The following is a 20,121-nucleotide window of genomic DNA, read 5'->3' as shown; positions in this document are numbered from 1 at the left end:
TTGCACGCACCACCCCTGCACCACCGACGTCATGTCACCGACGACACGCGACGACGACACCTGGAGCAGCAGCATGTGCGAGGACGACCACGAGCAGGAGCACGGGCACGGGCACGGGCACGGCCGCACCGGAGTCGGCAGACGCGCCGTGTTCGCGACGGGCGCCGCCGCCGCGCTTACCTTGGGAAGCGTGAGCTTCGCCGCGGCGGCACCCCGGGAACAGCGCAGGAGAACCGTGCGCGGCACCCTGCCGCCCGGCTCCCCCGACTTCGTGTACGTGCCGGTCGACGTCCCCCGCGGGGTCCGCGAGATCCACGTCGCCTACACCTACGACCGCCCCGCCGTCCCGGCCGGCACCCAGGGCAACGCCCTCGACATCGGCCTCTTCGACGAGCGCGGCACCGAACTGGGCGGCCGGGGCTTCCGCGGCTGGTCGGGCGGGGCGCGCACGGAGTTCTTCGTCCGCGCGGACGCCGCCACGCCGGGCTACGTCGCGGGGCCGGTGCGGGCGGGCACCTGGCACATCGCGCTCGGCCCGTACACCGTCGCACCGCAGGGCCTGGCGTACGAGATCACGATCACGCTGACCTACGGCGAGGAGGAGCCGGCGCCCCGGCCGGTGTACCCGCCCGAGCGCGCCCGGGGCCGGGGCCGGGCCTGGTACCGGGGCGACTGCCACCTGCACTCCGAGTACTCCGACGGCCGCTACACCCTCGCCGAGATCGCGGAGCAGGCGCGCGCGGCGGGCCTGGACTTCATCAACTCCTCCGAGCACAACACGCACTCCGCGCACCCGCACTGGGCCGGCCTCGCCGGGGACGACCTGTTGATCCTGCTGGGCGAGGAGGTGACGACCCGCAACGGCCACGTCGTCGCCCTGGGCACCGATCCCGGCACCTTCGTCGACTGGCGCTACCGGGCGCGCGACAACCGTTTCGGCCGGTTCGCCCGGCAGATCCGCGGCGCGGGCGGCCTGGTGGTGCCGGCCCATCCGCACGCCACCTGCATCGGCTGCAACTGGAAGTTCGGGTTCGGGGAGGCGGACGCGGTCGAGGTGTGGAACGGGGCCTACACGCCGGACGACGAGGTGGCGCTGGCCGACTGGGACGGCATGCTCGTCGCCGCCGTACGGGACGCCGGGCGGAGCTGGCTCCCGGCGATGGGCAGCAGCGACTCCCACCGCTCCCCCGACGTGATCGGCCGCCCGCAGACCGTCGTCCTCGCCGACGACCTGACCCGGGAGGCGATCCAGGAGGGCATCAGGGCCGGGCGCTCCTACGTGGCCGAGTCGTCGAAGCTGTCCCTGTCCTTCACCGCGTCCGGCGGCCGGGGCGAGCACGCCGGCATCGGCGAGCGGCTGCGCGTGGACCGCGACACCCCGGTCACCGTCCGCCTGGAGGTGACCGGCGCCCCGCGCTGCACGGTCCGCTTCGTGACGGACCAGGGGGTGCTGTTCACCGGCGATCCCCTGCCGGTGTCCGGCGCGGGCACCGTGGAGTGGCGCACGACCGCCTCGTACGCGGCCTACGTGCGGGCGGAGGTGCGGCACGACACGGCGGCGGGCCCCCTGCCGGGGGCGCTGGCCGCCTTCACCAACCCGGTGTTCCTCGGGCGGTAGCCGACGCAGTGCCCGCGGGGCGGTGGCCGACGCAGTGCCCACGGGGCAGTGGCCGACGCAGTGCCCACGGGGCGGTAGCCGACGCAGTGCCCGCGGGGCAGTGGCCGACGCAGTGCCCACGGGGCAGTGGCCGATGCAGTGCCCACGGGGCAGTGGCCGACGCAGTGCCCCACGGGGCGGTAGCCGACGCAGTGCCCACGGGGCGGTAGCCGACGCAGTGCCCACGGGGCAGTGGCCGACGCAGTGCCCCACGGGGCGGTAGCCGACGCAGTGCCCGCGGGGCGGTGGCCGACGAGGCGGCGGCCGGCGGGGCGGCGGCCGACGCGGTGCCGGCGGGGCGGTAGCCGACGCAGTGCCCGCGGGGCGGTAGCCGACGAGTGCCCGCGGGGCAGTGGCCGACGAGGCGGCGGCCGACGCGGTGCCGGCGGGGCGGTGGCCGACGCGGTGCCCGGTCCCGACGTCCACGTCCGTGCCGGGGCGCCGACCGCCGGCACCGACCCGGTGTTCCCGGGGCGCCGGCCGCCGTCATCGTCCCGGTGTTCCCGGGGCGCCGGCCGCCGTCATCGTCCCGGTGTTCCCGGGGCGCCGGCCGCCGTCATCGTCCCGGTGTCTCCGGGGCGGCAGGCGGCGCGGTGACCGGGCCGGCGTCGGCCAGGCGCACGACGAGGTGCCGGCCGCCGTCACCGATCCGGTGTCTGCGGCGCGGTGGCCGCCCCGGTGTCGGCCAGGTCCGCGACGACCGCCGCGTGGTCGGAGGGCCAGACTCCGTCGACGGGACCGGCACCGGCCCGCCGCACCGCGAGGACCCGGCCGAGTCCGCCGGGGCCCGGCGGGCCGACGCGGACGTAGTCGATCCGTACGCTCGGCTCGCCGTCCGCGTGGTCCACGTACGGGTTCGCGGTGTCCCAGGTGCCGGACGGCTCGTCCGGGTCGGCCAGCGCCCAGGCGTCGCGCAGCCCCGCGGCCCGCAGCAGGCGGACCTCCGGCGACTCGGGACGGGCGTTGAAGTCGCCGGTGACGACGGCCGGGTGGGCGGTGCCGTGCCGGTGCCGGTCGACGAACTCGGCGAGGGCTGCGGCCTGTTCGCCGCGCACCGCACCGGCGTGACCGCCCGAGGTCAGATGGACGGTGAAGAAGGGGACCCGGCGCCCGGGCGCGTCCAGCAGGGCGTACGCCGCCAGCCGCCCGTCGTCCAGTTCCGCCGGGGCGGGCAGCCTCAGCACCGCCCGCTCCACGACGGGCCAACGGCTGAGCACCGCGGTGCCGACGCCCACCGCGTGGTCCCCGATCCGCCGCTGCCACCGCTCGGGCGCGGGCGAGGGCCACCAGGCGCAGTGCAGGCCCAGGTCGTGGGCGAGCGACTCGGCGAGGTTCTCGCCTCCGTCGACGGCCCACACCTCCTGGAGCCCGACGACGTCCGGCTTCAGCTCCCGCAGCACGGCGAGGATCGCCTCGCGCCGGTCGGCCCACGGGCCGAACCTCCACCACAGGTTCCAGGTCACGACCCGCACGCCCGCACCACCCGTCTCTCGGCCCCGTTCACACCGTCCCCTTGAGGTTTTCCGGGGAACATGGAGCCACACGAGACGGGAGCGTGAACGGACGATGTCTTCCAACGCCGAGAAGAAGTACCGGGCCGTGACGGCCTTCCAGCGCCGGCTCAACGCGGTCGTGCGCCGGCTGCCCGGCCAGACCCTGCTGGAGACCACCGGCCGGGTCTCCGGCCTCCCCCGCCGGACCCCGGTGGGCGGGCGCCGCACCGGCGACTCCTTCTGGCTGGTGTCGGAGTTCGGCGAGCGGTCCCAGTACGTCCGCAACATCCGGGCCGATCCCCGCGTCCGGGTCCGGCTGCGGGGCCGCTGGTACCCGGGGACGGCCCGTCTCCTGCCCGACGACGACCCGCTCGCCCGGCTGCGCCGCCTCCCCCGCTACAACAGCCTGACGGTACGGGCGATGGGCGCCCGGGCGGGACTGCTCACGGTGCGGGTGGAGTTGGAGGGGCCGGGGGAACGAAGCTGATGGAGAACCTGTGATCGGCGTCTCCCACGGCTGACGTGGTCGGCATGAACAAGGCAAACTGACCTGGTTGCTCAGGATGTCTAGGGGGACGGCATGGACGGTGTACCGCGCGTTCCGGAGCAGCGGCGTCCCGGATTCCCGGCGGAACCGGACGGGCCGGCCGCGCTCCGCTTCGGCGTGCTCGGACCGGTGCGCGCCTGGCGGGGCGAGGAGCCGCTGGCCACCGGCTCGCCCCAGCAGCGGGCGCTGCTGGCCGCCCTGTTGCTCCGCGAGGGCCGTACCGCCACCGCGGCCGAGCTGATCGACGCCCTGTGGGGTGAGGAGCCGCCCTCGCAGGCGCTGGCGGCGGTACGGACGTACGCGTCCCGGCTGCGGAAGGTGCTCGACCCGGGGGTGCTGGCCAGCGAGTCGGGCGGGTACGCCGTACGGGGCCTGGCCGAGGGGGCGTTGGACCTGACGCGGGCCCAGGACCTGGCGGCCGGGGCCGAGAAGGCGCGGAGCTCCGGCGACCTGGGTCACGCCCGTGAGCTGCTGCGCCGCGCGCTGGACCTGTGGGACGGCGAGGTACTGGCCGGCGTGCCGGGTCCGTACGCCCGGACGCAGCGCGTCCGGCTGGACGAGTGGCGGCTCCAACTGCTGGAGACCCGGCTGGACATGGACCTCGACCAGGGGTGCCACGCGGAGGCGGTCTCGGAGCTGACGGCGCTCACGGCGGCCCACCCGCTGCGCGAACGCCTGCGCGAGCTGCTGATGCTGGCGCTGTACCGCAGCGGCCGCCAGGCGGAGGCCCTCGCCGTCTACGCGGACACGCGCCGTCTGCTCGCCGACGAGCTGGGCGTCGACCCGCGGCCCGGCCTCCGGGACCTGCAGCAGCGCATCCTGCGGGCCGACCCCGGCCTGGCCGAGCCCTCGGCACCGGCCTCGGCGGCGGCGACGCCCCTGGTGCGCCCGGCGCAACTCCCGGCCACGGTGCCCGACTTCACCGGTCGCGCGTCCTTCGTCCGCGAGCTGAGCGACGTGTTGTCCTCGGCCTCCGGGGACCCGGCGACGGGCCGCGTGATGGCCGTCTCGGCGCTGGCCGGGATCGGCGGCGTCGGCAAGACGACTCTCGCGGTGCACGTCGCCCACCAGGCGCGGTCCGCCTTCCCCGACGGACAGCTGTACGTCGACCTCCAGGGCGCCGGCGCGCGGCCCGCGGAGCCGGAGACGGTGCTGGGCTCCTTCCTGCGCGCCCTGGGCACCGCCGACTCGGCGATCCCCGACTCCCTGGAGGAGCGCGCCGCCCTGTACCGCTCCGTCCTGGACGGCCGCCGCGTCCTCGTCCTGCTGGACAACGCCCGGGACGCCGCCCAGGTGCGGCCCCTGCTGCCCGGCACGGAGGGCTGCGCCGCGCTGGTGACGGCACGGGTGCGGATGGTGGGCCTCGCCGGGGCACACCTGGTCGACCTGGACGTGATGTCGCCCGAGGAGGCGCTGGCCCTCTTCACGAGGATCGTCGGCGAGGAGCGGGTCGCCTCGGAGCGGGAGGCGGCGCTGGACGTGGTCGGTGCGTGCGGATTCCTGCCGCTGGCGATCCGCATCGCCGCGTCCCGGCTGGCGGCCCGCCGCACCTGGACCGTCTCCGTCCTCGCGGCCAAACTGGCGGACGAGCGGCGCCGGCTGGACGAACTGCAGGCCGGGGACCTCGCGGTCGAGGCCACCTTCGAGCTGGGCTACGGCCAGCTGGAGACGGCCCAGGCCCGCGCCTTCCGGCTGCTGGGCCTCGCGGACGGCCCGGACATCTCGCTGGCGGCCGCGGCGGCGGTCCTCGACCTCCCGGTGGAGGACACGGAGGACCTCCTGGAGTCCCTGGTGGACACCTCGCTGCTCGAATCGGCGGCGCCGGGCCGCTACCGCTTCCACGACCTGGTCCGCCTCTACGCGCGTGCCTGCGCGCAGCGGGACGAGGACCCCCCGAGCGAGCGGGCGGCGGCGCTGTCGCGGCTGCTGGACTTCTACCTGGCCACGGCCGCGGGGGTGTACGCGATCGAGCGGCCGGGCGACCGGACGGTCGAGCACCTGGAGCCCACCTCCTACACGGGCCTGGTCTTCGAGGACCGGGGTGACGCCCTGGACTGGCTCTACACGGAGGCCCAGAACCTGCTGGCCTGCGCACAGCAGCAGGTGACGGGCAGCGAACTGCGCCGGGCCGTCGACCTGCTGTGGGCGACCAAGGACCTGGCCGAGTCCGGGGCCAACGCCAGGCAGTACGAGACGGCCGCGACGGCGCTGCGCGACGCCGCCAGGGCCACCGCCGACATCCGGGCGGAGAGCCGGGCCAGGACCGCCCTGTCCAACGTGTGCCTGGCGGCCGGCCAGTACGCGCGGGCGGACGACGAGGCGCGGATCGCCATCGAGCTGGCCACCGAGGCGGCGGACTCCACGCCCATCGGCTGGGCCGCCACCGACCGGGGCATCATCGCCCTGAGCCAGGGCCGGTACGAGGAGGCGGAGGAGCTGCTGACGACCGCCCGGGACGGCTACCGCGCGGACGACAACCGGCCCGGCGAGGCGAGCGCCCTGTGCAACCTCTCGCGGCTGCACGAACGCATGAACCGGACCAGCAGCGCGATCGCGCTGGCGCAGCAGGGCGTGGAGATCTTCCGGCAGCTCGGCCTCACCCTGCGCCTGGCGAACGCCCGTTACGCGCTCGGGGTGGCGCTGCTGCGGGCGGACCGGCACGCCGAGGGCCTGCGGCAGATGCAGGACGCCCTGGTGATGTTCGGCAGCAACCGCCAGCGGTTGTGGGAGGGCACCGCCCACTTCCGCATCGCGCAGCTGCACCTGGCCGCGAACCGTCCCGCGGCGGCGGCCCAGCACGCGGAACAGGCCCTGGCGATCGGCTTCATCGGCGGCGACCTCATCCGGGGCAGCATCCTGAACACCCTGGGGCGGAGCCTCGGCGCCCTCGGGCAGAGCGACCGGGCGCGAGCCTGCTGGCTGGAGGCCCTGACGCTGCTGGAACGCGCCGACGCCCCCGAGGTGTCGGAGGTGCGCCGCCTGCTCGGCTCACCCGTCGACGCCGCGTGACGGGGCGGCGGCACGGGCGTTCATCGAACGTTTATGGCCGCGGGCCATGCTCTTACCCGGATCCGTCGCGTCGGGGGGCAGGCGGGTCACCGCGGCCGCCCACCCGGGAGGCCGCGCGGAGCCCCTGTCCGGCGATACTCGGGGGAGTCGCCGGACAGGGGCGATCGGCAGCCGTACTCCACGAGTTCCAGGGGAGCAGCATGAGCGAGACCGAGAAGAAGCCGGCAGAGGTCGTCACCATGGAGAACCACGCTCCGGCCCCGCCCGTCGGCGGTGGCGAGGCCAGGCTCCTGGAGAACCACGCTCCCCAGCCCCCGGCCGAGGAGCAGATCACGACGCTGGAGAACCACGCCCCCGCCCCTCCGGCCCTGGGCCTGGGCGGCGGCGCCAAGTAGACCTTCTTCCCGCACGGGGATCGGCCGCGGCGGCGCGGAGGGGAGCCGCCGCGGCCGACGCGTGCGCGGGGGGATTCAGGAGACGGGCTCCGTCACCGTGTGGTCCAGTTCGCAGTGGTCCGGCACGGCGGAGCCGTCGTAGGGGACGCGGACCGGGGTGACACCGTCCGCGGGGACGGTGACCTCCTCGCTGCCTTCGGTGAGTGTCGTGCCGTCCGCGTCCTTGAAGAGGACCGTGACGGGAAACGTGTACTCCACGGCGTTCGGGTTGGTGACCTCGACGGTGGCGTACGGCTGGCCCTCCTCGGCGCAGGCGACCAGCGACAAGACGGCGGCCTCGACGGCGTCGGTGCTGCCGCCGTCCCCGCTGCCGGTGTCGTCGCCGTAGGTGTCGTCGCCGTGGTCGTGGTAGCCGCTGCCGCCGCTGCCGTAGGTGTCGTCGTCCTTGTAGGCGCCGCCGCCCGACGTGGACGACGAACTGTCGTGGTCCTGGCCGGAGCTGCTGCAGCCGCCACCGTCGCCTCCGTGACCGTGGCCGTGGCGGCCGGTCGAGAAACCGGTCAGGCTGAGGACCACCAGTGCCGAGATCGCCGTGTACCTGAGTGCTCGCCCCCGTGTCGTCATGACGATCACGCTAGGGCGTGGATGTCACGGACACGTCACCAGCCGGGCACGGCCCTCCACGCTGTACGGGCCACGGCGGTACGGCCGTCCGCGCGACGCGGGGGCCCGCGGACGTACCGCCTTCCTCACGTCGTGCGGGCCGTCCCCGTGCCCTTCTCCGCGTCCAGGGCGTAGACGCAGCGGTCCTTGCTGCACGCGTACACGATGCCGTCGCGGACCACCGGGGACCCGGTGATCTCGCCGCCGGTGGCGAGCTTCCAGCGCAGGCGGCCGTCGTCGGCCTTCAGCGTGTAGAGGAGGTGGTCGGTCGAGCCGAAGTGGATGCGGCCCTCGGCGACCGCGGGCGCGCCCACGATGTCGCCGCCCGCCTGGAAGCGCCACTTGGGAGTGCCGGTGACCGCGTCCAGCGTGTAGAGGCCCTTGCCGCTGCCCACGTGGACGTGGCCGGCGACGACCAGCACCGGGTCGGTCGAGGAGCGGGCCTCGGTCGCGATGCGCCAGCGGTCGCGGCCGTCGGTGGCGTCCAGGGCGTAGACGGTGCCGAGGTAGTCGGCGAGGTAGACCCCGCCACCGGTCACCGCGGGGCCCGGTACGAAGGTGGGCGGGGCGAGGAAGACCGCGGGGGCCTCGAAGTGCCAGCGGACGTGGCCCGAGGCGGCCTCCAGGGCGAGGACCCGGGTGCCGGCCGCGACGTACACGTAGCCGTCGGGTGCCTGGGTGAGGCGGACCGGGACGCCGCCGCAGGAGGCCGCGTCGCCGATCGGGTACGACCACCTCTCGTCGCCGGTGCGGGCGTCCAGGGCACGCAGGCGGGCGTCCTGCCAGACGTACGCCGTGCCGTCGTGCAGCGCGGCGCCCGCCTCGGGTGACTCGAAGTCGGTCTGGGCGCCGGTGATCTCCCACAGCTTCTGCCCGCCCGAGGCCTCCCAGGCCTGGACGCCGCCACCGCGGGTGGCGGTGAGGACGGTGCCGCGCTCGGCCCGCAGCGCGTACACCCAGGCGTCGGTCTGGACGCGCCACAGGTCGGCGCCCTCGCGGGCGTCCAGGGCGAAGAGGGTGGGGCCGTCGGAGGCGTGCACACGGTCGTCCGCGACCGCCATCGACCAGGCGACGTCCCTGGTCTTGAAGCGGCGGCGTCCGGTGCCCACGTCCAGGGCGTGCACCTCGAAGGAGGTGACGTAGACCAGCTCGTCGGCGACCCGGGGCGTGCCCCAGACGTCGTTGGACATCCGGAACCGCCAGGGGCGCCAGCCGGCCGGCGAGGCCTCCGGGGCGGACACCGGCGCGGACGTCGGGGCCGGTACGGCGGGGTCGGCGCCGTTGACGCCCGGGCGCGGGCGGGACCAGGACGCGGCGAGGGCGGACTCCGGCGGGGGCGCGGCGACGACGGCGGCGCGCATGTCGGCGACGCGCGGTCCCGGGCCGATGGGCACCGCGGCACCGGGCAGCCGGACCGGCCCGCCGTCGGGGGCGGGCACCGCCGGGCCGTGCGCGGGCCGCGCCGGTACGACGGGGTCGTGTGCGGGCGGGGGCGGCGGCGCGTGGCCGGGGCCGCGGGCACCGGACGGGCCCGGTACCCGGCCGCCCGCCGTGGTGGCGGGCTTGATCGCGGGGCGGCCGCCCCGGCGGCCCTCGATCAGGCTGACGGCCCGCTCGGGCAGCCAGGCCGACGCCGTACCGCTGTCGTCGGAGCCGGAGCCGAAGAGGTGCGGGGCGAGCTGGGCCTGGAGGTCGGCCGGGTTGGGCCGGCCGGTGGCCTCCATCTGCATGCAGGACTCGATGAGCGGGCGCAGCTCGTCGGGCAGTCCCTCCAGGTCGGGGCCCTCGCGCAGCAGCATGAAGACCGTCTCGACCGGGTTGGCGCCGTGGAAGGGCGGGTGCCCGGTGGCGGCGAAGACCAGCATCGAACCGAGCGAGAACACGTCGCTGGCGCCGGTGACGCTGCGGGAGTCCTTCGCCTGCTCGGGGGACATGTAGGCCGGGGTGCCGACGGCGACGTTCGTCATGGTCAGCCGGGTGTTGGAGACGCCGGACGCGATGCCGAAGTCGATCACGCGCGGGCCGTCCTCGACGACGAGGACGTTGGAGGGCTTCAGGTCGCGGTGGACCAGGCCCGCGCCGTGGATGGACTGGAGCGCCTCCGCGACGCCCGCGGCCAGCCAGCGCACCGCCTGGGCCGGCAGCGGCCCGCACTCGTTCACTATCTCCTCGAGGGAGGGCGCGGGCACGTAGGCCGTGGCCAGCCACGGCACCGCGGCGCGCGGGTCGGCGTCGACCACGGCGGCGGTGTAGAAGCCGGAGACCGCGCGGGCCGCCTCCACCTCGCGGGTGAAGCGGACGCGGAACAGCTGGTCCTCCGCCAGCTCCGTGCGCACCGTCTTGATCGCCACGCGCCGCCCGGACGCCGAGCGCGCGAGATAGACCAGCCCCATGCCGCCGGCGCCGAGCCGCCCCAGCACCTCGAACGGCCCGATCCGCCGCGGATCGTGCTGCGTCAGCTGATCCACCACTTGCCTGCCACCTCCCCGTACGAGCCGCGCCACCCACATATGTACGCGACCGAAGTGCAGCGTCTCACCACCGCACCCGTGTGGCGCCACGCACCCCGATTCTTCCTGTCCGAAGCGCTGGTGGCGAACCTGGCGACAATCGGGGTGTCTTGCCCGATTACGGGCAAAGGGGCTCTCGCGCGGCCCTTCCCCGCCCCCGTTCAGCGCTCCAGCAGCGCGAACGACGCTCCCTGCCCGTCGGAGACCACGGCCACCCGCCCGTACGACGCCTCGAAGGCCGGCACCCGCACCCGCCCGCCGAGCCGCGTCACCGCCGCGAGCCCGGCGGTCAGGTCCTCGACCAGGAAGTGGACGAGGAAGTGCGGCGGCATCTCGGCGGGGAAGACGTCGGAGACCCGGGCCCGGCCGAAGTCCGGGGAGGCGTCCTCGGCGAAGAGGGCGTCGTGGAACAGGTCGCCGTAGAAGGCGTTGGCGGCCTCCGTGTCCCGCGTGTACAGCTCGGCCCAGGCGAAGGTGCCCGGCTCGCGCCGGCGCCCGAAGCCGGTGAGGCGGCCCGGCTGCCAGAGCCCGAAGACCGCACCGTCGGGGTCGGCGGCGAGGGCGGCGGCGCCCAGGTCACCGACCCGGTGGGGCGGGATGACGAGCCGGCCGCCGCCCGCCCGGACGCGCGCGGCCAGGGCGATGACGTCCGGGGTGTGGAAGTACACGGACCACACGGTGGGCATCCGGCCGTCCGTCTTGCGGACCAGCGCGGCGACCGGCTCGCCGTCCAGGCACGCCCGCACCGACTCCCCCGCAGGGCCCTCCCCCGCGTCCGCGTCCCCGTCCGCGGTCCGGAAGGTCCAGCCGAACAGCTCGCCGTAGAAACGCCTGCCCGCCGCCACGTCGGAGAGCTGTGCGTCCACCCAGCAGGGGACGCCCTCCCGGCGGGCGGCCGGACCGTTTGACGCGCTGTTCTCGAATGCCCCGTTTTCGGCCATGCCGCCAAAGTAACCGCGTCGAGAGCACCGCGCAGACCAGGCGCACCAGCCTCTCTTCGCTCCCGCACCCCATTTGCAGTCGGCCGAATAGCGCTCCGATCACCCGTCGGTAAGCTGACGGCATGACAGGACAAGTGCGTACCGTCGACGGCCGCGTGGCCGGTCGACGTGGGCAGGCGACCCGGCAGAAACTGCTCGACTGCCTCAGCGAAATGCTCAGCTCCTCCCCCTATCGCGATGTCAAAGTCATCGATGTCGCCCGCCGGGCGGGTACGTCGCCCGCGACCTTCTACCAGTACTTCCCGGACGTCGAGGGCGCCGTCCTGGAGATCGCCGACCGCATGGCCGCCGAGAGTTCCTCGCTGGCCGAACTGACGGCGGGCCGCTCGTGGGTCGGCAAGGCCGGCTGGCAGACGGCACAGGAACTCGTCGACGGATTCCTGGAGTTCTGGCGGAAGAACGACGCCATTCTGCGCGTCGTGGATCTCGGTGCGGCGGAGGGCGACAAGCGATTCGCCAAAATCCGCATGAAGATCCTGAATTCGGTGAATTCCTCCCTCACGGATTCCGTCGCCGATCTCCAGGCAAAGGGCAAGGTCGACAAGGACGTGAACCCCGCGGCGATCGCCGGGTCCTTGGTCGTCATGCTCGCGGCCGCCGCCTCGCACCAGAAGGGGTTCTCCTCGTGGGGCGTGAAACAGGCGGAACTCAAGCCGCATCTCGCCCTGTTGACGTATCTCGGCATGACCGGGAAGAAGCCCGCGAAGTAACACCGCGCAATCAGCGGCCCGTCGCGCGGCATCCTGTCATCCCGGCCGCGTCACCGTCCGCCGCTCCCGGCCCACCGCGCCTCCAGCACCTTCGCCGCCCGCCCGGGGAACAGCCGCCCGTCCGGCCGGTGTTGTGCCCGACGGCGACATCCGCTTCCGCACCCGCTGGAGGAGACCGACATGGCCCTGACCCGCGAAGAGCGTGAGACGTTCCTGGCCGAGCCGCACATCGCCGCGCTCGCCGTCGACGCGGGAGCGGGTCGCGCCCCGCTGACCGTGCCGATCTGGTACCAGTACGAGCCCGGCGGCGAGGTGTGGATCATGACGGGCCTGAACAGCCGCAAGAACGAGCTGATCGGCCGGGCGGGCCGGTTCTCCCTGATGGTCGACCGGCTGGAGCCCACCATCCGCTACGTGTCGGTGGAGGGGCCGGTCGTCGAGACGGCCGCCGCGACCGAGGAGGCCCTGCGGGAGATGTCCGCGCGCTACCTCCCGGCCGAGAAGGTCGACGGTTACGTCGCCTTCGCCTGGGCGAACCACGGGGAGCAGGTCATCCTCCGGATGCGGCCCGAACGCTGGGTCTCCACCGACCTCGGCTCCGTATGAGCCCCTGGCGCCCCTGAGGGGACGACAATCGGGGGATGGGAACCGATCTTCACGAGCTGCTGAGGTCGCTGCGGGTGTGGGACCCCGCGGTCACCGCACTGCCGCCCCTCGACCCGGCCGGCGCGCCCGGTGACCCGCTGGAGCTGTTCACCCGGTGGTTCGCCGAGGCGGCCGAGGCCGGCGAGCGCGAGCCGCACACGATGTCGCTGGCGACGTCGGACGCCGAGGGCCTGCCGGACGCGCGCGTCGTCATGCTGCACGGCGCGGACGCGGACGGCTGGGCCTTCGCCACCCACGCCGGCAGCCGCAAGGGCCGCCACCTCGACGCCCGCCCGTACGCCGCGCTCGTCTTCTACTGGCCGGTGCTGGGCCGCCAGGTGCGGCTGCGCGGCCCGGTGGCCGCCGCTCCGGCCGAGGAGGCGCTGGCCGACCTGCACGCGCGCTCGACCGGCGCCCTGGCCGCCGCGCTCACCGGACGGCAGAGCGCGGAGCTGGGCTCGACGGACGAACTGGCCCGCGCCTCCGAGGCGGCCTGGGAACGGGCCGGGCGGGAACCGGACGCGCCGGCCCCGTCCTGGACCCTGTACCGGCTGCGCCCCGACGAGGTGGAGTTCTTCCAGGGCGAGGCCCGCCGGCGCCACGTACGGCTGGTCTACCGGCGCACCCGGGACGACGGCTGGGACCGGCGGCTGCTGTGGCCGTGAGCGGCGGTCAGCGCGTGCCGGGCGGCGCCGGCTCCTCGTCCGTCGCCAGCCGCGCGTGCAGGTGCACGTCCCGGAAGGCGTCGTGCCGCCCGGCCTCGAACATCGCCTCGCGCAGGGTCCCCTCGGCGCGGTAGCCGCTGCGCTCGGCGACCCGGCAGGAGGCCTCGTGCCCCACCGCGTGCCCCAGTTCCAGGCGGTGCAGGCCGAGTTCGGCACAGGCCCAACGGGTGGCGAGCAGCAGGGCCCGGGTCGCGACGCCCCGGCCCCGGGCCTCGGGGAGCACCCAGTAGCCGACCCGGGCCGTCTTCATCGGCAGGCTGATCTCGTTGACGCCGACGTGCCCCAGGGCCGCGCCGCTCTCGTCGTCCGTGATCCGGAACGAGGCCGACCTGCCGTCCGCCGCGTCCCTCGCCCGTGCCCGCAGCGACTCCCGGGCACCGGCAAGGTCGGTCCACGGCTTGAGCGGAGTGTTCCAGCGCTGGAAGTCCGGGTCGAGACAACCGCGCAGCCACGTCTGGGCGTCCTCGTCGGAGGCGGCGTCCCAGGCCCTCAGGCTCAGGCCGCCCTCGCGGGGTTCGGAGGGGACGAGGGAGGGGTCGAGGGTGTACATGCGTGTGTGGGCCATCCGGCCATTCAAGCCCACCGGCCCCCAGGCGTGACCGATCCGCAACCGATTCCGGTCTTGACCGAGACCCATCAACCCAGGGCGCGATTACGCTCGCCGCATGGCCGACTCCACAGCGTCCGCTGAACCGCAGCAGCCCGCCCACCCCGCGGGCCGTCCCGTGTACGTCATAGGCGCCGGCCCCGGCGGTCTCGCCGTCGCCCAGGCGTTGCGCGCCCGCGGGCTGCGGGCCGTGGTCCTGGAACGGGCCGAGCACGTCGGGTCCTCCTGGCGGCGGCACTACGACCGGCTGCGGCTGCACACCACCCGACGCCTGTCGGCGCTGCCCGGCCTGCCGATGCCGCGCCGCTTCGGACGCTGGGTGGCCCGGGACGACGTGGTCCGGTACCTGGAGAAGTACGCCGAGTACCACCAGCTGGAGATCGTCACCGGGGTGGAGGTCTTCCGCGTCGAGCGCGCGCCCGACGGCGCCGGCTGGCTGCTGCACGCCTCCGGGGGCCGGGAGCTGACCGGCGCCGCGGTGGTGGTCGCCACCGGCTACAACCACACCCCGCGCCTGCCGGACTGGCCCGGCCGGGACACGTACACCGGCGAGTTCCGGCACGCCGCCGAATACCGCTCCCCGGCCCCGTACGCAGGCCGGGACGTCCTGGTGGTCGGAGTGGGCAACACCGGCGCCGAGATCGCCGTGGACCTGGTGGAGGGCGGGGCCGCGCGGGTCCGGCTCTCGGTGCGCACCGCGCCGCACATCGTCCGCCGCTCGACGGCGGGATGGGCCGCCCAGTACAACGGCGTCCTGGTCCGCCGCCTGCCGACCGCGCTCGCCGACCGGCTCGCCCGTCCGCTGGCCCGGATCAGCACGCCCGACCTGTCGGCCCACGGGCTGCCCCGCCCGGAAGCGGGCCTGCTGACCCGGGCCGCCCAGGGCGCGATCCCGGTCCAGGACGTCGGCCTGATCGACGCGGTCCGCTCGGGCCGGGTGGAGGTGGTGGCCGCCGTCGAGGCCTTCGAGGACGGCAAGGCGGTCCTCGCCGACGGCACCCGCGTCGCCCCGGACGCGGTGATCGCGGCCACGGGGTACCGGCGGGGCCTGGAGGGGCTGGTCGGGCACCTCGGCGTCCTCGACGGCACCGGCCGCCCGGTCGCCCACGGGGGCCGCACCCCGGCCGGCGCGCCCGGCCTGTACTTCACCGGGTTCACCAACCCGATCAGCGGGATGCTCCGCGAGCTGGCGATCGACGCCGGGCGCATCGCCGCGTCGGTGGCGAAACGGGAGGCGGGGCGGGCGTCCCGGCTGCCCGGCTGACCCCGGCCCCGACGGCCCGGCCGGTCCCTGACCCCGGCCGCCTGGCCAGCCCCGAGTCCCGGCCCGCCCGCGCGGCCGGGGCGGCTCGCCCCGAGCCCCGGTGTCCCGGACAACCGACCAGCACCGGGGGCTCGACCGCCCGGCCAACAGCAGATCCGGGCGGCACGGCAAGCCCCGAGTCCCGGCCGCCCGGCCCGGGACTGGCCCCCGGCCCGCCCCGAGCCCCAGGTCTCAGCTGCGCGGACAGTCACGGGTCCCAGCTGCCCGGTCAGCCCGGGCTCCGTCCGGCTCGCCGCGGCCCCCGGCGAGCCGGCCAGGTCCGGTCCCGGGCCGCGTGTCCGACCCCAGGGCCCGGCGGCACGGCCTGCCCAGGGCTCCGGCCGCCCCGGCCGACCCCCGGTCCCGGCCGCCCGGCTAGTCCCGGGTGAGGATGCGCAGTTCGCCGCCGTCGGGGTCGCCGAAGCGGACGAAGAGCTCGGGGTCCTGCTCGGTGCCGCCGATCGTCCAGTACGTCTGCCCGCCGCACGCGCCGTCGATACGCAGGAGGACGCCGTCGCGGTCGGTGTCCATGAGCTCGTCGTCCCGTTCGAACGTCCACGTGCCGGACCCGTCGCACAGGGACAGGTCGCCCTCCTCGTCGTCACCCGCCTGGACCGGCAGGCGGGTCAGCCGGGCCTCGCCGCCCGGATTCAGCCGCAGCAGGCTGCCGTGCGTGCCGTGCCAGTCCCCGGCGACCCGCGCCGCGGACAGCCGGGGAGGCTCGTAGTCGTCGACCAGGGCGTCCGCCGTCACCGCGCACACCGCCAGGAGGACGAGACTCGCGCCCGCCGAACCCAGCCAGACCGTCCGTCCCCGCCACGACCGTCCGCGCAGGCGGTCGAGGACCAGCACCGGCAGGACGCCGACCCCGGCGAACCACGGCAGGGTGTCGCCGACCGGCCACCCCCACAGCACGCGCACCAGGACCGACCAGCCCGCGCCGATCAGTACGGATCCGGCCAGGTGCCAGGCCCACCGCGGGCCGCGCAGGACGCCGGGCCGCCGGGCCGCCAGGGCTCCCGCGGGCGTGATCTGCAGGGTCGCGTGCGCGAGCCCGAGCAGCGGGAGGACCAGCGGCACGCACAGGATGCCGAGGTAGGCAGCGCCCCCGTACCCGTAGTCGTCCTCGCCCGCCTCCATGGTGAACCACGAGGCGAGCCACACCAGCGGCAGCTGGCCCGCGCACAGCGCGGCCGCCCGGTTCCATTCGTCCTTCGGCCGCACGGGCCGCCGTCCGCCGGGCTTCCCCGTCCTCCCCCACCCCATGCCCGCAGCTTAGGACCTGCTCATGACAGGGCGGGCGCCGGTGCCGGCCTCCGCCGGATCACCAGGGCCATCAGGGCCGCCGCCGCGCACAGCGCCCCGGAGGCGATCCACACGACGTCGTACGAGCCGAAGCGGTCGCGGGCCAGGCCGCCGAGGAAGGCGACGAGGGCGGCGCCCACCTGGTGGGAGGCGAGCACCCAGCCGAAGACGATCGCGCTGTCCTCGCCGTACTGCTCGCGGCACAGGGCGAGGGTGGGCGGGACGGTGGCGACCCAGTCGAGGCCGTAGAAGACGATGAAGAAGACCATCGGCGGGTGGACGCTCGGCGCGAGGAGCATGGGCAGGAAGAGCAGGGAGACGCCGCGCAGGGCGTAGTACACGGCGAGCAGGCGGCGCGGTTCGAAGCGGTCGGTGAACCAGCCGGAGGCGATCGTGCCGACCACGTCGAAGACGCCGATGACGGCGAGCAGCGAGGCCGCGGCGGTGATCGGCATGCCGTGGTCGTGGGCGGCGGGCACGAAGTGGGTCTGGATCAGGCCGTTGGTCGAGGCGCCGCAGATCGCGAAGGTGCCGGCCAGCAGCCAGAACGGGCCGGTGCGGACGGCGGAGAACAGGACCGTCACCGCGCGCCGGGCGGCGCCGGGCACGGGGGCGGGCTTGGGCACGAACGCCTCGGCGCCGTACGGCTTCTGGCCGAGGTCGGCCGGGTGGTCGTGCAGGAGGAGCCAGACGAAGGGGACGACGGCCAGGGCGGCGAGGGCGACGGTGACGGCCGCCGGGCGCCAGTCGTACGTCTCGACGATCCAGGACAGCAGCGGCAGGAAGATCAGCTGCCCGGAGGCGGAGGCGGCGGTGAGCACGCCGGTGACCAGGCCGCGCCGCTCGGTGAACCAGCGGTTGGTGACCGTGGCGGCGAAGGCCAGGGCCATCGAGCCGGAGCCGAGGCCGACCAGCAGGCCCCAGCACAGGATGAGCTGCCAGGCGGAGTCCATCCACACGGTCAGGCCCGAGCCGAGCGAGATCACCATCAGGGCGACGGCGACCACCCGCCGGATGCCGAAGCGGTCCATCAGCGCGGCGGCGAAGGGGGCGGTCAGCCCGTACAGGGCCAGGTTGACGGAGACGGCGGCGCCGATCGTGCCGCGCGACCAGCCGAACTCCGTGTGGAGCGGGTCGATGAGGATGCCGGGCAGGGAGCGGAAGGCGGCGGCGCCGATGATCGTCACGAAGGTGACGGCGGCGACCCACCAGGCGCGGTGCACACGCCGACGGCGGCGGGCCGGCTCCTGCGGGGCCCGCGGGGCTGCGAGGGCGTCGGTTGTCTCGGTCACGTCAACGAGTCTCGGCAGCGCGCGCCGTCCGGACGAGTGGCCCGAAGGACAGGGTTCGCTAGGATCGGGCCATGCCCTCCGCCCCCGCCGCCGCCTCCACCTCAGCCCCCGCCCCCGCCGCCGTCCCCGTCCCCGTCCCCGTCCCCGTCCCCTACGGGACCACCGGCACCCCCGACCGGCCGCACCGCGTCGCCGTCCTCGCCCTCGACGGTCTGCTCCCCTTCGAACTGGGCATCGCACAGCGCATCTTCGGCCTCGCCCGCGACGAGCGCAGGCGCCCGCTGTACGAGGTCGTGACCTGCTCGGTCCGGCCGCCGGGCCCGGTCGCCACGGACGCCGACTTCGACATCCTGGTCGGCAACGGCCCCGAGGCGCTGGCCACCGCCGACACGGTCGTGGTCCCCGCCTCCTACGAGCTGGGCCCGGTCCACGAGGAGGGTGTGCTGACCGCGGAGCTGGCCGCCGCGCTGTCCTTCGTGCGGCCCGGCACCCGGCTCGTGGCGATCTGCACCGGCGGTTACGTACTGGCCGCCGCCGGGTACCTCGACGGCCGCCCGGCGACCACGCACTGGGCCTCGGCCGAGCACTTCCAGCGGCTGTTCCCGAAGGTGCGGGTGGACGCCGACGTGCTGTTCGTCGACGACGGCGACGTGCTCACCTCGGCCGGGGTCGCCGCCGGGATCGACCTGTGCGTGCACATCGTGCGCCGGGACCACGGCACCGCCGTCGCCAACGAGGTGGCCCGCCGCACCGTGGTGCCGCCCCACCGGGACGGCGGGCAGGCGCAGTACATCGAGCGGCCGGTGCCCGATCCGCAGCAGTCGTCCACGACGAGCGCCCGGGCCTGGGCACTCGGCCGCCTGCACGAGCCGATCCAGCTGCGGGACATGGCGGCGCGGGAGTCGATGTCGGTACGCACCTTCACCCGCCGGTTCCGCGAGGAGGTCGGGGTCAGTCCGGGCCAGTGGCTCACCCGGCAGCGCGTCGAACGGGCCCGGCACCTGCTGGAGTCCACGACGCTCTCGGTCGACCAGGTCGCCCAGGACGCCGGGTTCGGCACGGCGCAGTCGATGCGGCAGCACCTGCAGGCGGCGCTCGGGGTCACACCGACCGCGTACCGGCGGACCTTCCGCGCGGAACTGTCCACAGCCTGTGGAGAATGAGCGGGCCCTCCCGAACTCGTCGGCCGGCGGCGCGGCACTGTCCGCCCCGAGCACGGCATCGCGCGCCGCCACCCGACTCCGGCGCTCCCGCCCGGCCCCCGTCGCCCCCGAGGGAACCGCCGCCGACACGATCCGCGCTCGTCGAGGGCTCCGTCACCGAGCCCTCGTCGTCCCCTCGCGGCGGATCGTGGCTACCAGCGTGAGGACATGGTCACGATCCGTCAACCGGCGGGCGGGGGCTCCTCCCGCGCGGCCCGCTCCGCCGGGACGCGCACGGAAGCACACCCCGGCGCACGGCTACACGACCTCGTACGCGAAGCCCTCGTACGCCACCGCGCCGCCGCCGCTGCCGCGGACGGGTGCGGTGTCCTCACCGCCGGAGGAGCGGTCCAGTTCGCACCAGATGCTTTTGCCGGTGCCCTCCCGGCTCCAGCCCCAGCGGTCGGCGAGGCCGTCCACGAGGGCCAGCCCCCGGCCGCCCGTCGCCTCGCCGCCCGCGCAACGGGGCACGGGGGCCCGGTCGCTGGCGTCCTCCACCTCCAGGCGGACGACCGCTTCCTCCGTCTCCCCGGTCACCGGGCCCGGCAGCACCAGCCGCAGGACTGCCGAACGCCCGGTGTGCACCACGGCGTTGGTGACGAGTTCCGAGACGAGCAGGACCAGCGTCTCGGCGACCGGTTCATCGGCACGTATCCCCGACCCGGCGAGCCGCGACCGCGCCCAGCGGCGGGCGCGACCCACTTCCGAGGGGTCTGGACGGACCTCCAGCTGCACTTGAAGCACCTGCACCGCTCACACCATCCGAACCGGCGGACACAAAGGCTCGCGCCTCATGAGGGCCACGATCATGGCCATTTCCAGCATGGCCAGAACAACGACCGGGACGAGGATCACCGAACGTGAATCCCTTGTGGCACAGCATGGTTGACGGACAGTCACGTCAACAAGCGCTTCGGGCATATTCCAGCGCGAAGGAGTACGTGTGCGGCATACTGTGCGACGCACGTTCCGGGAAGTCGAACAGGCGGCGGCCGACGGCCGTTCCACCCTGCGGGGCAAGGCGCACACCGCCGGCTCCGGAGCCGCCCCAGGGGCA

Annotated in this window: 17 protein-coding genes; 9 read left to right on the top strand and 8 right to left on the bottom strand. The window is 75.0% G+C overall.

Going from position 1 to position 20,121, the window contains the following annotated elements; genetic code table 11:
* Positions 1 to 73 precede the first annotated feature (73 nt).
* Complete coding sequence (locus EV562_RS24455) at positions 74 to 1,618, top strand: CehA/McbA family metallohydrolase (RefSeq protein WP_133889129.1); 1,545 nt, start codon at positions 74 to 76, stop codon at positions 1,616 to 1,618.
* A 680-nt stretch (positions 1,619 to 2,298) separates the two neighbouring features.
* Here the strand turns inward: EV562_RS24455 and EV562_RS24450 are convergent.
* Positions 2,299 to 3,129: an endonuclease/exonuclease/phosphatase family protein gene (locus EV562_RS24450; protein WP_133888999.1), complete on the bottom strand. Its 831-nt coding sequence runs from the start codon at positions 3,127 to 3,129 to the stop codon at positions 2,299 to 2,301.
* A gap of 94 nt (positions 3,130 to 3,223) precedes the next feature.
* Between EV562_RS24450 and EV562_RS24445 the strand changes: the two genes are divergently transcribed.
* From EV562_RS24445 to EV562_RS24430, 3 genes are all read left to right on the top strand, one after another.
* Positions 3,224 to 3,637: a nitroreductase/quinone reductase family protein gene (locus EV562_RS24445; RefSeq protein WP_133888998.1), complete on the top strand. Its 414-nt coding sequence runs from the start codon at positions 3,224 to 3,226 to the stop codon at positions 3,635 to 3,637.
* Between the two features lie 93 nt (positions 3,638 to 3,730).
* Positions 3,731 to 6,706 carry a BTAD domain-containing putative transcriptional regulator gene (locus tag EV562_RS24435; RefSeq protein ID WP_133888997.1) on the top strand — a complete coding sequence of 992 codons (2,976 nt, stop codon included), beginning with the start codon at positions 3,731 to 3,733 and terminating at the stop codon, positions 6,704 to 6,706.
* 200 nt (positions 6,707 to 6,906) lie between these two features.
* Positions 6,907 to 7,101, top strand: coding sequence for a sigma-like protein (locus EV562_RS24430; protein ID WP_133888996.1), 195 nt, complete (start codon positions 6,907 to 6,909; stop codon positions 7,099 to 7,101).
* A 75-nt stretch (positions 7,102 to 7,176) separates the two neighbouring features.
* Here EV562_RS24430 and EV562_RS24425 read toward each other — a convergent pair whose 3' ends face one another.
* From EV562_RS24425 to EV562_RS24415, 3 genes are all read right to left on the bottom strand, one after another.
* On the bottom strand, positions 7,177 to 7,725 hold the full coding sequence (locus EV562_RS24425) for a hypothetical protein (RefSeq protein ID WP_133888995.1): 549 nt from the start codon (positions 7,723 to 7,725) through the stop codon (positions 7,177 to 7,179).
* 125 nt (positions 7,726 to 7,850) lie between these two features.
* A complete protein-coding gene (locus tag EV562_RS24420; protein ID WP_133888994.1) occupies positions 7,851 to 10,235 on the bottom strand; it encodes a PQQ-binding-like beta-propeller repeat protein in 2,385 nt (794 codons plus the stop codon).
* Between the two features lie 200 nt (positions 10,236 to 10,435).
* Complete coding sequence (locus EV562_RS24415) at positions 10,436 to 11,215, bottom strand: VOC family protein (protein ID WP_133888993.1); 780 nt, start codon at positions 11,213 to 11,215, stop codon at positions 10,436 to 10,438.
* A gap of 122 nt (positions 11,216 to 11,337) precedes the next feature.
* Here EV562_RS24415 and EV562_RS24410 point away from each other — a divergent pair, with 122 nt between their 5' ends.
* From EV562_RS24410 to EV562_RS24400, 3 genes are all read left to right on the top strand, one after another.
* Positions 11,338 to 11,985 (top strand): TetR family transcriptional regulator, encoded by a 648-nt coding sequence (locus tag EV562_RS24410; protein ID WP_208298411.1) that lies wholly within the window; start codon positions 11,338 to 11,340, stop codon positions 11,983 to 11,985.
* Between the two features lie 180 nt (positions 11,986 to 12,165).
* Positions 12,166 to 12,591, top strand: a complete 426-nt coding sequence (locus EV562_RS24405) for a pyridoxamine 5'-phosphate oxidase family protein (protein WP_133888992.1) — start codon at positions 12,166 to 12,168, stop codon at positions 12,589 to 12,591.
* A gap of 35 nt (positions 12,592 to 12,626) precedes the next feature.
* The gene (locus tag EV562_RS24400; protein WP_133888991.1) at positions 12,627 to 13,295 is read left to right on the top strand and encodes a pyridoxal 5'-phosphate synthase; all 669 of its coding nucleotides are present in this window, start codon (positions 12,627 to 12,629) and stop codon (positions 13,293 to 13,295) included.
* A 7-nt stretch (positions 13,296 to 13,302) separates the two neighbouring features.
* Here EV562_RS24400 and EV562_RS24395 read toward each other — a convergent pair whose 3' ends face one another.
* The gene (locus EV562_RS24395) at positions 13,303 to 13,905 is read right to left on the bottom strand and encodes a GNAT family protein (protein ID WP_166661984.1); all 603 of its coding nucleotides are present in this window, start codon (positions 13,903 to 13,905) and stop codon (positions 13,303 to 13,305) included.
* Positions 13,906 to 14,020: 115 nt separating this feature from the next.
* Between EV562_RS24395 and EV562_RS24390 the strand changes: the two genes are divergently transcribed.
* On the top strand, positions 14,021 to 15,226 hold the full coding sequence (locus EV562_RS24390) for an NAD(P)/FAD-dependent oxidoreductase (RefSeq protein WP_133888989.1): 1,206 nt from the start codon (positions 14,021 to 14,023) through the stop codon (positions 15,224 to 15,226).
* A 414-nt stretch (positions 15,227 to 15,640) separates the two neighbouring features.
* Here the strand turns inward: EV562_RS24390 and EV562_RS24385 are convergent, their stop codons facing one another.
* Positions 15,641 to 16,531: a hypothetical protein gene (locus EV562_RS24385; protein WP_133888988.1), complete on the bottom strand. Its 891-nt coding sequence runs from the start codon at positions 16,529 to 16,531 to the stop codon at positions 15,641 to 15,643.
* A gap of 20 nt (positions 16,532 to 16,551) precedes the next feature.
* Positions 16,552 to 17,862 carry an MFS transporter gene (locus EV562_RS24380; RefSeq protein WP_133888987.1) on the bottom strand — a complete coding sequence of 437 codons (1,311 nt, stop codon included), beginning with the start codon at positions 17,860 to 17,862 and terminating at the stop codon, positions 16,552 to 16,554.
* 71 nt (positions 17,863 to 17,933) lie between these two features.
* On the opposite strand from EV562_RS24380, the gene EV562_RS24375 reads away from it, so the two are divergent.
* Complete coding sequence (locus tag EV562_RS24375) at positions 17,934 to 19,025, top strand: helix-turn-helix domain-containing protein (protein ID WP_243860145.1); 1,092 nt, start codon at positions 17,934 to 17,936, stop codon at positions 19,023 to 19,025.
* 297 nt (positions 19,026 to 19,322) lie between these two features.
* Here EV562_RS24375 and EV562_RS24370 read toward each other — a convergent pair whose 3' ends face one another.
* Positions 19,323 to 19,799, bottom strand: a complete 477-nt coding sequence (locus tag EV562_RS24370; RefSeq protein ID WP_166661983.1) for an ATP-binding protein — start codon at positions 19,797 to 19,799, stop codon at positions 19,323 to 19,325.
* Between the last annotated feature and the right edge of the window lie 322 nt (positions 19,800 to 20,121).

The sequence above is a fragment of the Streptomyces sp. BK208 genome (genome assembly GCF_004364245.1).
In the GTDB taxonomy this organism is placed as follows: domain Bacteria; phylum Actinomycetota; class Actinomycetes; order Streptomycetales; family Streptomycetaceae; genus Streptomyces.
The sequence above is the reverse complement of the archived record's forward strand: the minus strand, read 5'-3'. Positions and strand labels throughout refer to the sequence as shown.

What these genes read in the sequence shown, in the direction of transcription:
- EV562_RS24455 (WP_133889129.1), top strand. Translation starts at nt 74, where the DNA reads ATGTGCGAGGACGACCACGAGCAGGAGCACGGGCACGGGCACGGGCAC.
- EV562_RS24445 (WP_133888998.1), top strand. Translation starts at nt 3,224, where the DNA reads ATGTCTTCCAACGCCGAGAAGAAGTACCGGGCCGTGACGGCCTTCCAG.
- EV562_RS24435 (WP_133888997.1), top strand. Translation starts at nt 3,731, where the DNA reads ATGGACGGTGTACCGCGCGTTCCGGAGCAGCGGCGTCCCGGATTCCCG.
- EV562_RS24430 (WP_133888996.1), top strand. Translation starts at nt 6,907, where the DNA reads ATGAGCGAGACCGAGAAGAAGCCGGCAGAGGTCGTCACCATGGAGAAC.
- EV562_RS24425 (WP_133888995.1), bottom strand. Translation starts at nt 7,725, where the DNA reads ATGACGACACGGGGGCGAGCACTCAGGTACACGGCGATCTCGGCACTG.
- EV562_RS24415 (WP_133888993.1), bottom strand. Translation starts at nt 11,215, where the DNA reads ATGGCCGAAAACGGGGCATTCGAGAACAGCGCGTCAAACGGTCCGGCC.
- EV562_RS24410 (WP_208298411.1), top strand. Translation starts at nt 11,338, where the DNA reads ATGACAGGACAAGTGCGTACCGTCGACGGCCGCGTGGCCGGTCGACGT.
- EV562_RS24405 (WP_133888992.1), top strand. Translation starts at nt 12,166, where the DNA reads ATGGCCCTGACCCGCGAAGAGCGTGAGACGTTCCTGGCCGAGCCGCAC.
- EV562_RS24400 (WP_133888991.1), top strand. Translation starts at nt 12,627, where the DNA reads ATGGGAACCGATCTTCACGAGCTGCTGAGGTCGCTGCGGGTGTGGGAC.
- EV562_RS24395 (WP_166661984.1), bottom strand. Translation starts at nt 13,905, where the DNA reads ATGTACACCCTCGACCCCTCCCTCGTCCCCTCCGAACCCCGCGAGGGC.
- EV562_RS24390 (WP_133888989.1), top strand. Translation starts at nt 14,021, where the DNA reads ATGGCCGACTCCACAGCGTCCGCTGAACCGCAGCAGCCCGCCCACCCC.
- EV562_RS24385 (WP_133888988.1), bottom strand. Translation starts at nt 16,531, where the DNA reads ATGGGGTGGGGGAGGACGGGGAAGCCCGGCGGACGGCGGCCCGTGCGG.
- EV562_RS24375 (WP_243860145.1), top strand. Translation starts at nt 17,934, where the DNA reads ATGCCCTCCGCCCCCGCCGCCGCCTCCACCTCAGCCCCCGCCCCCGCC.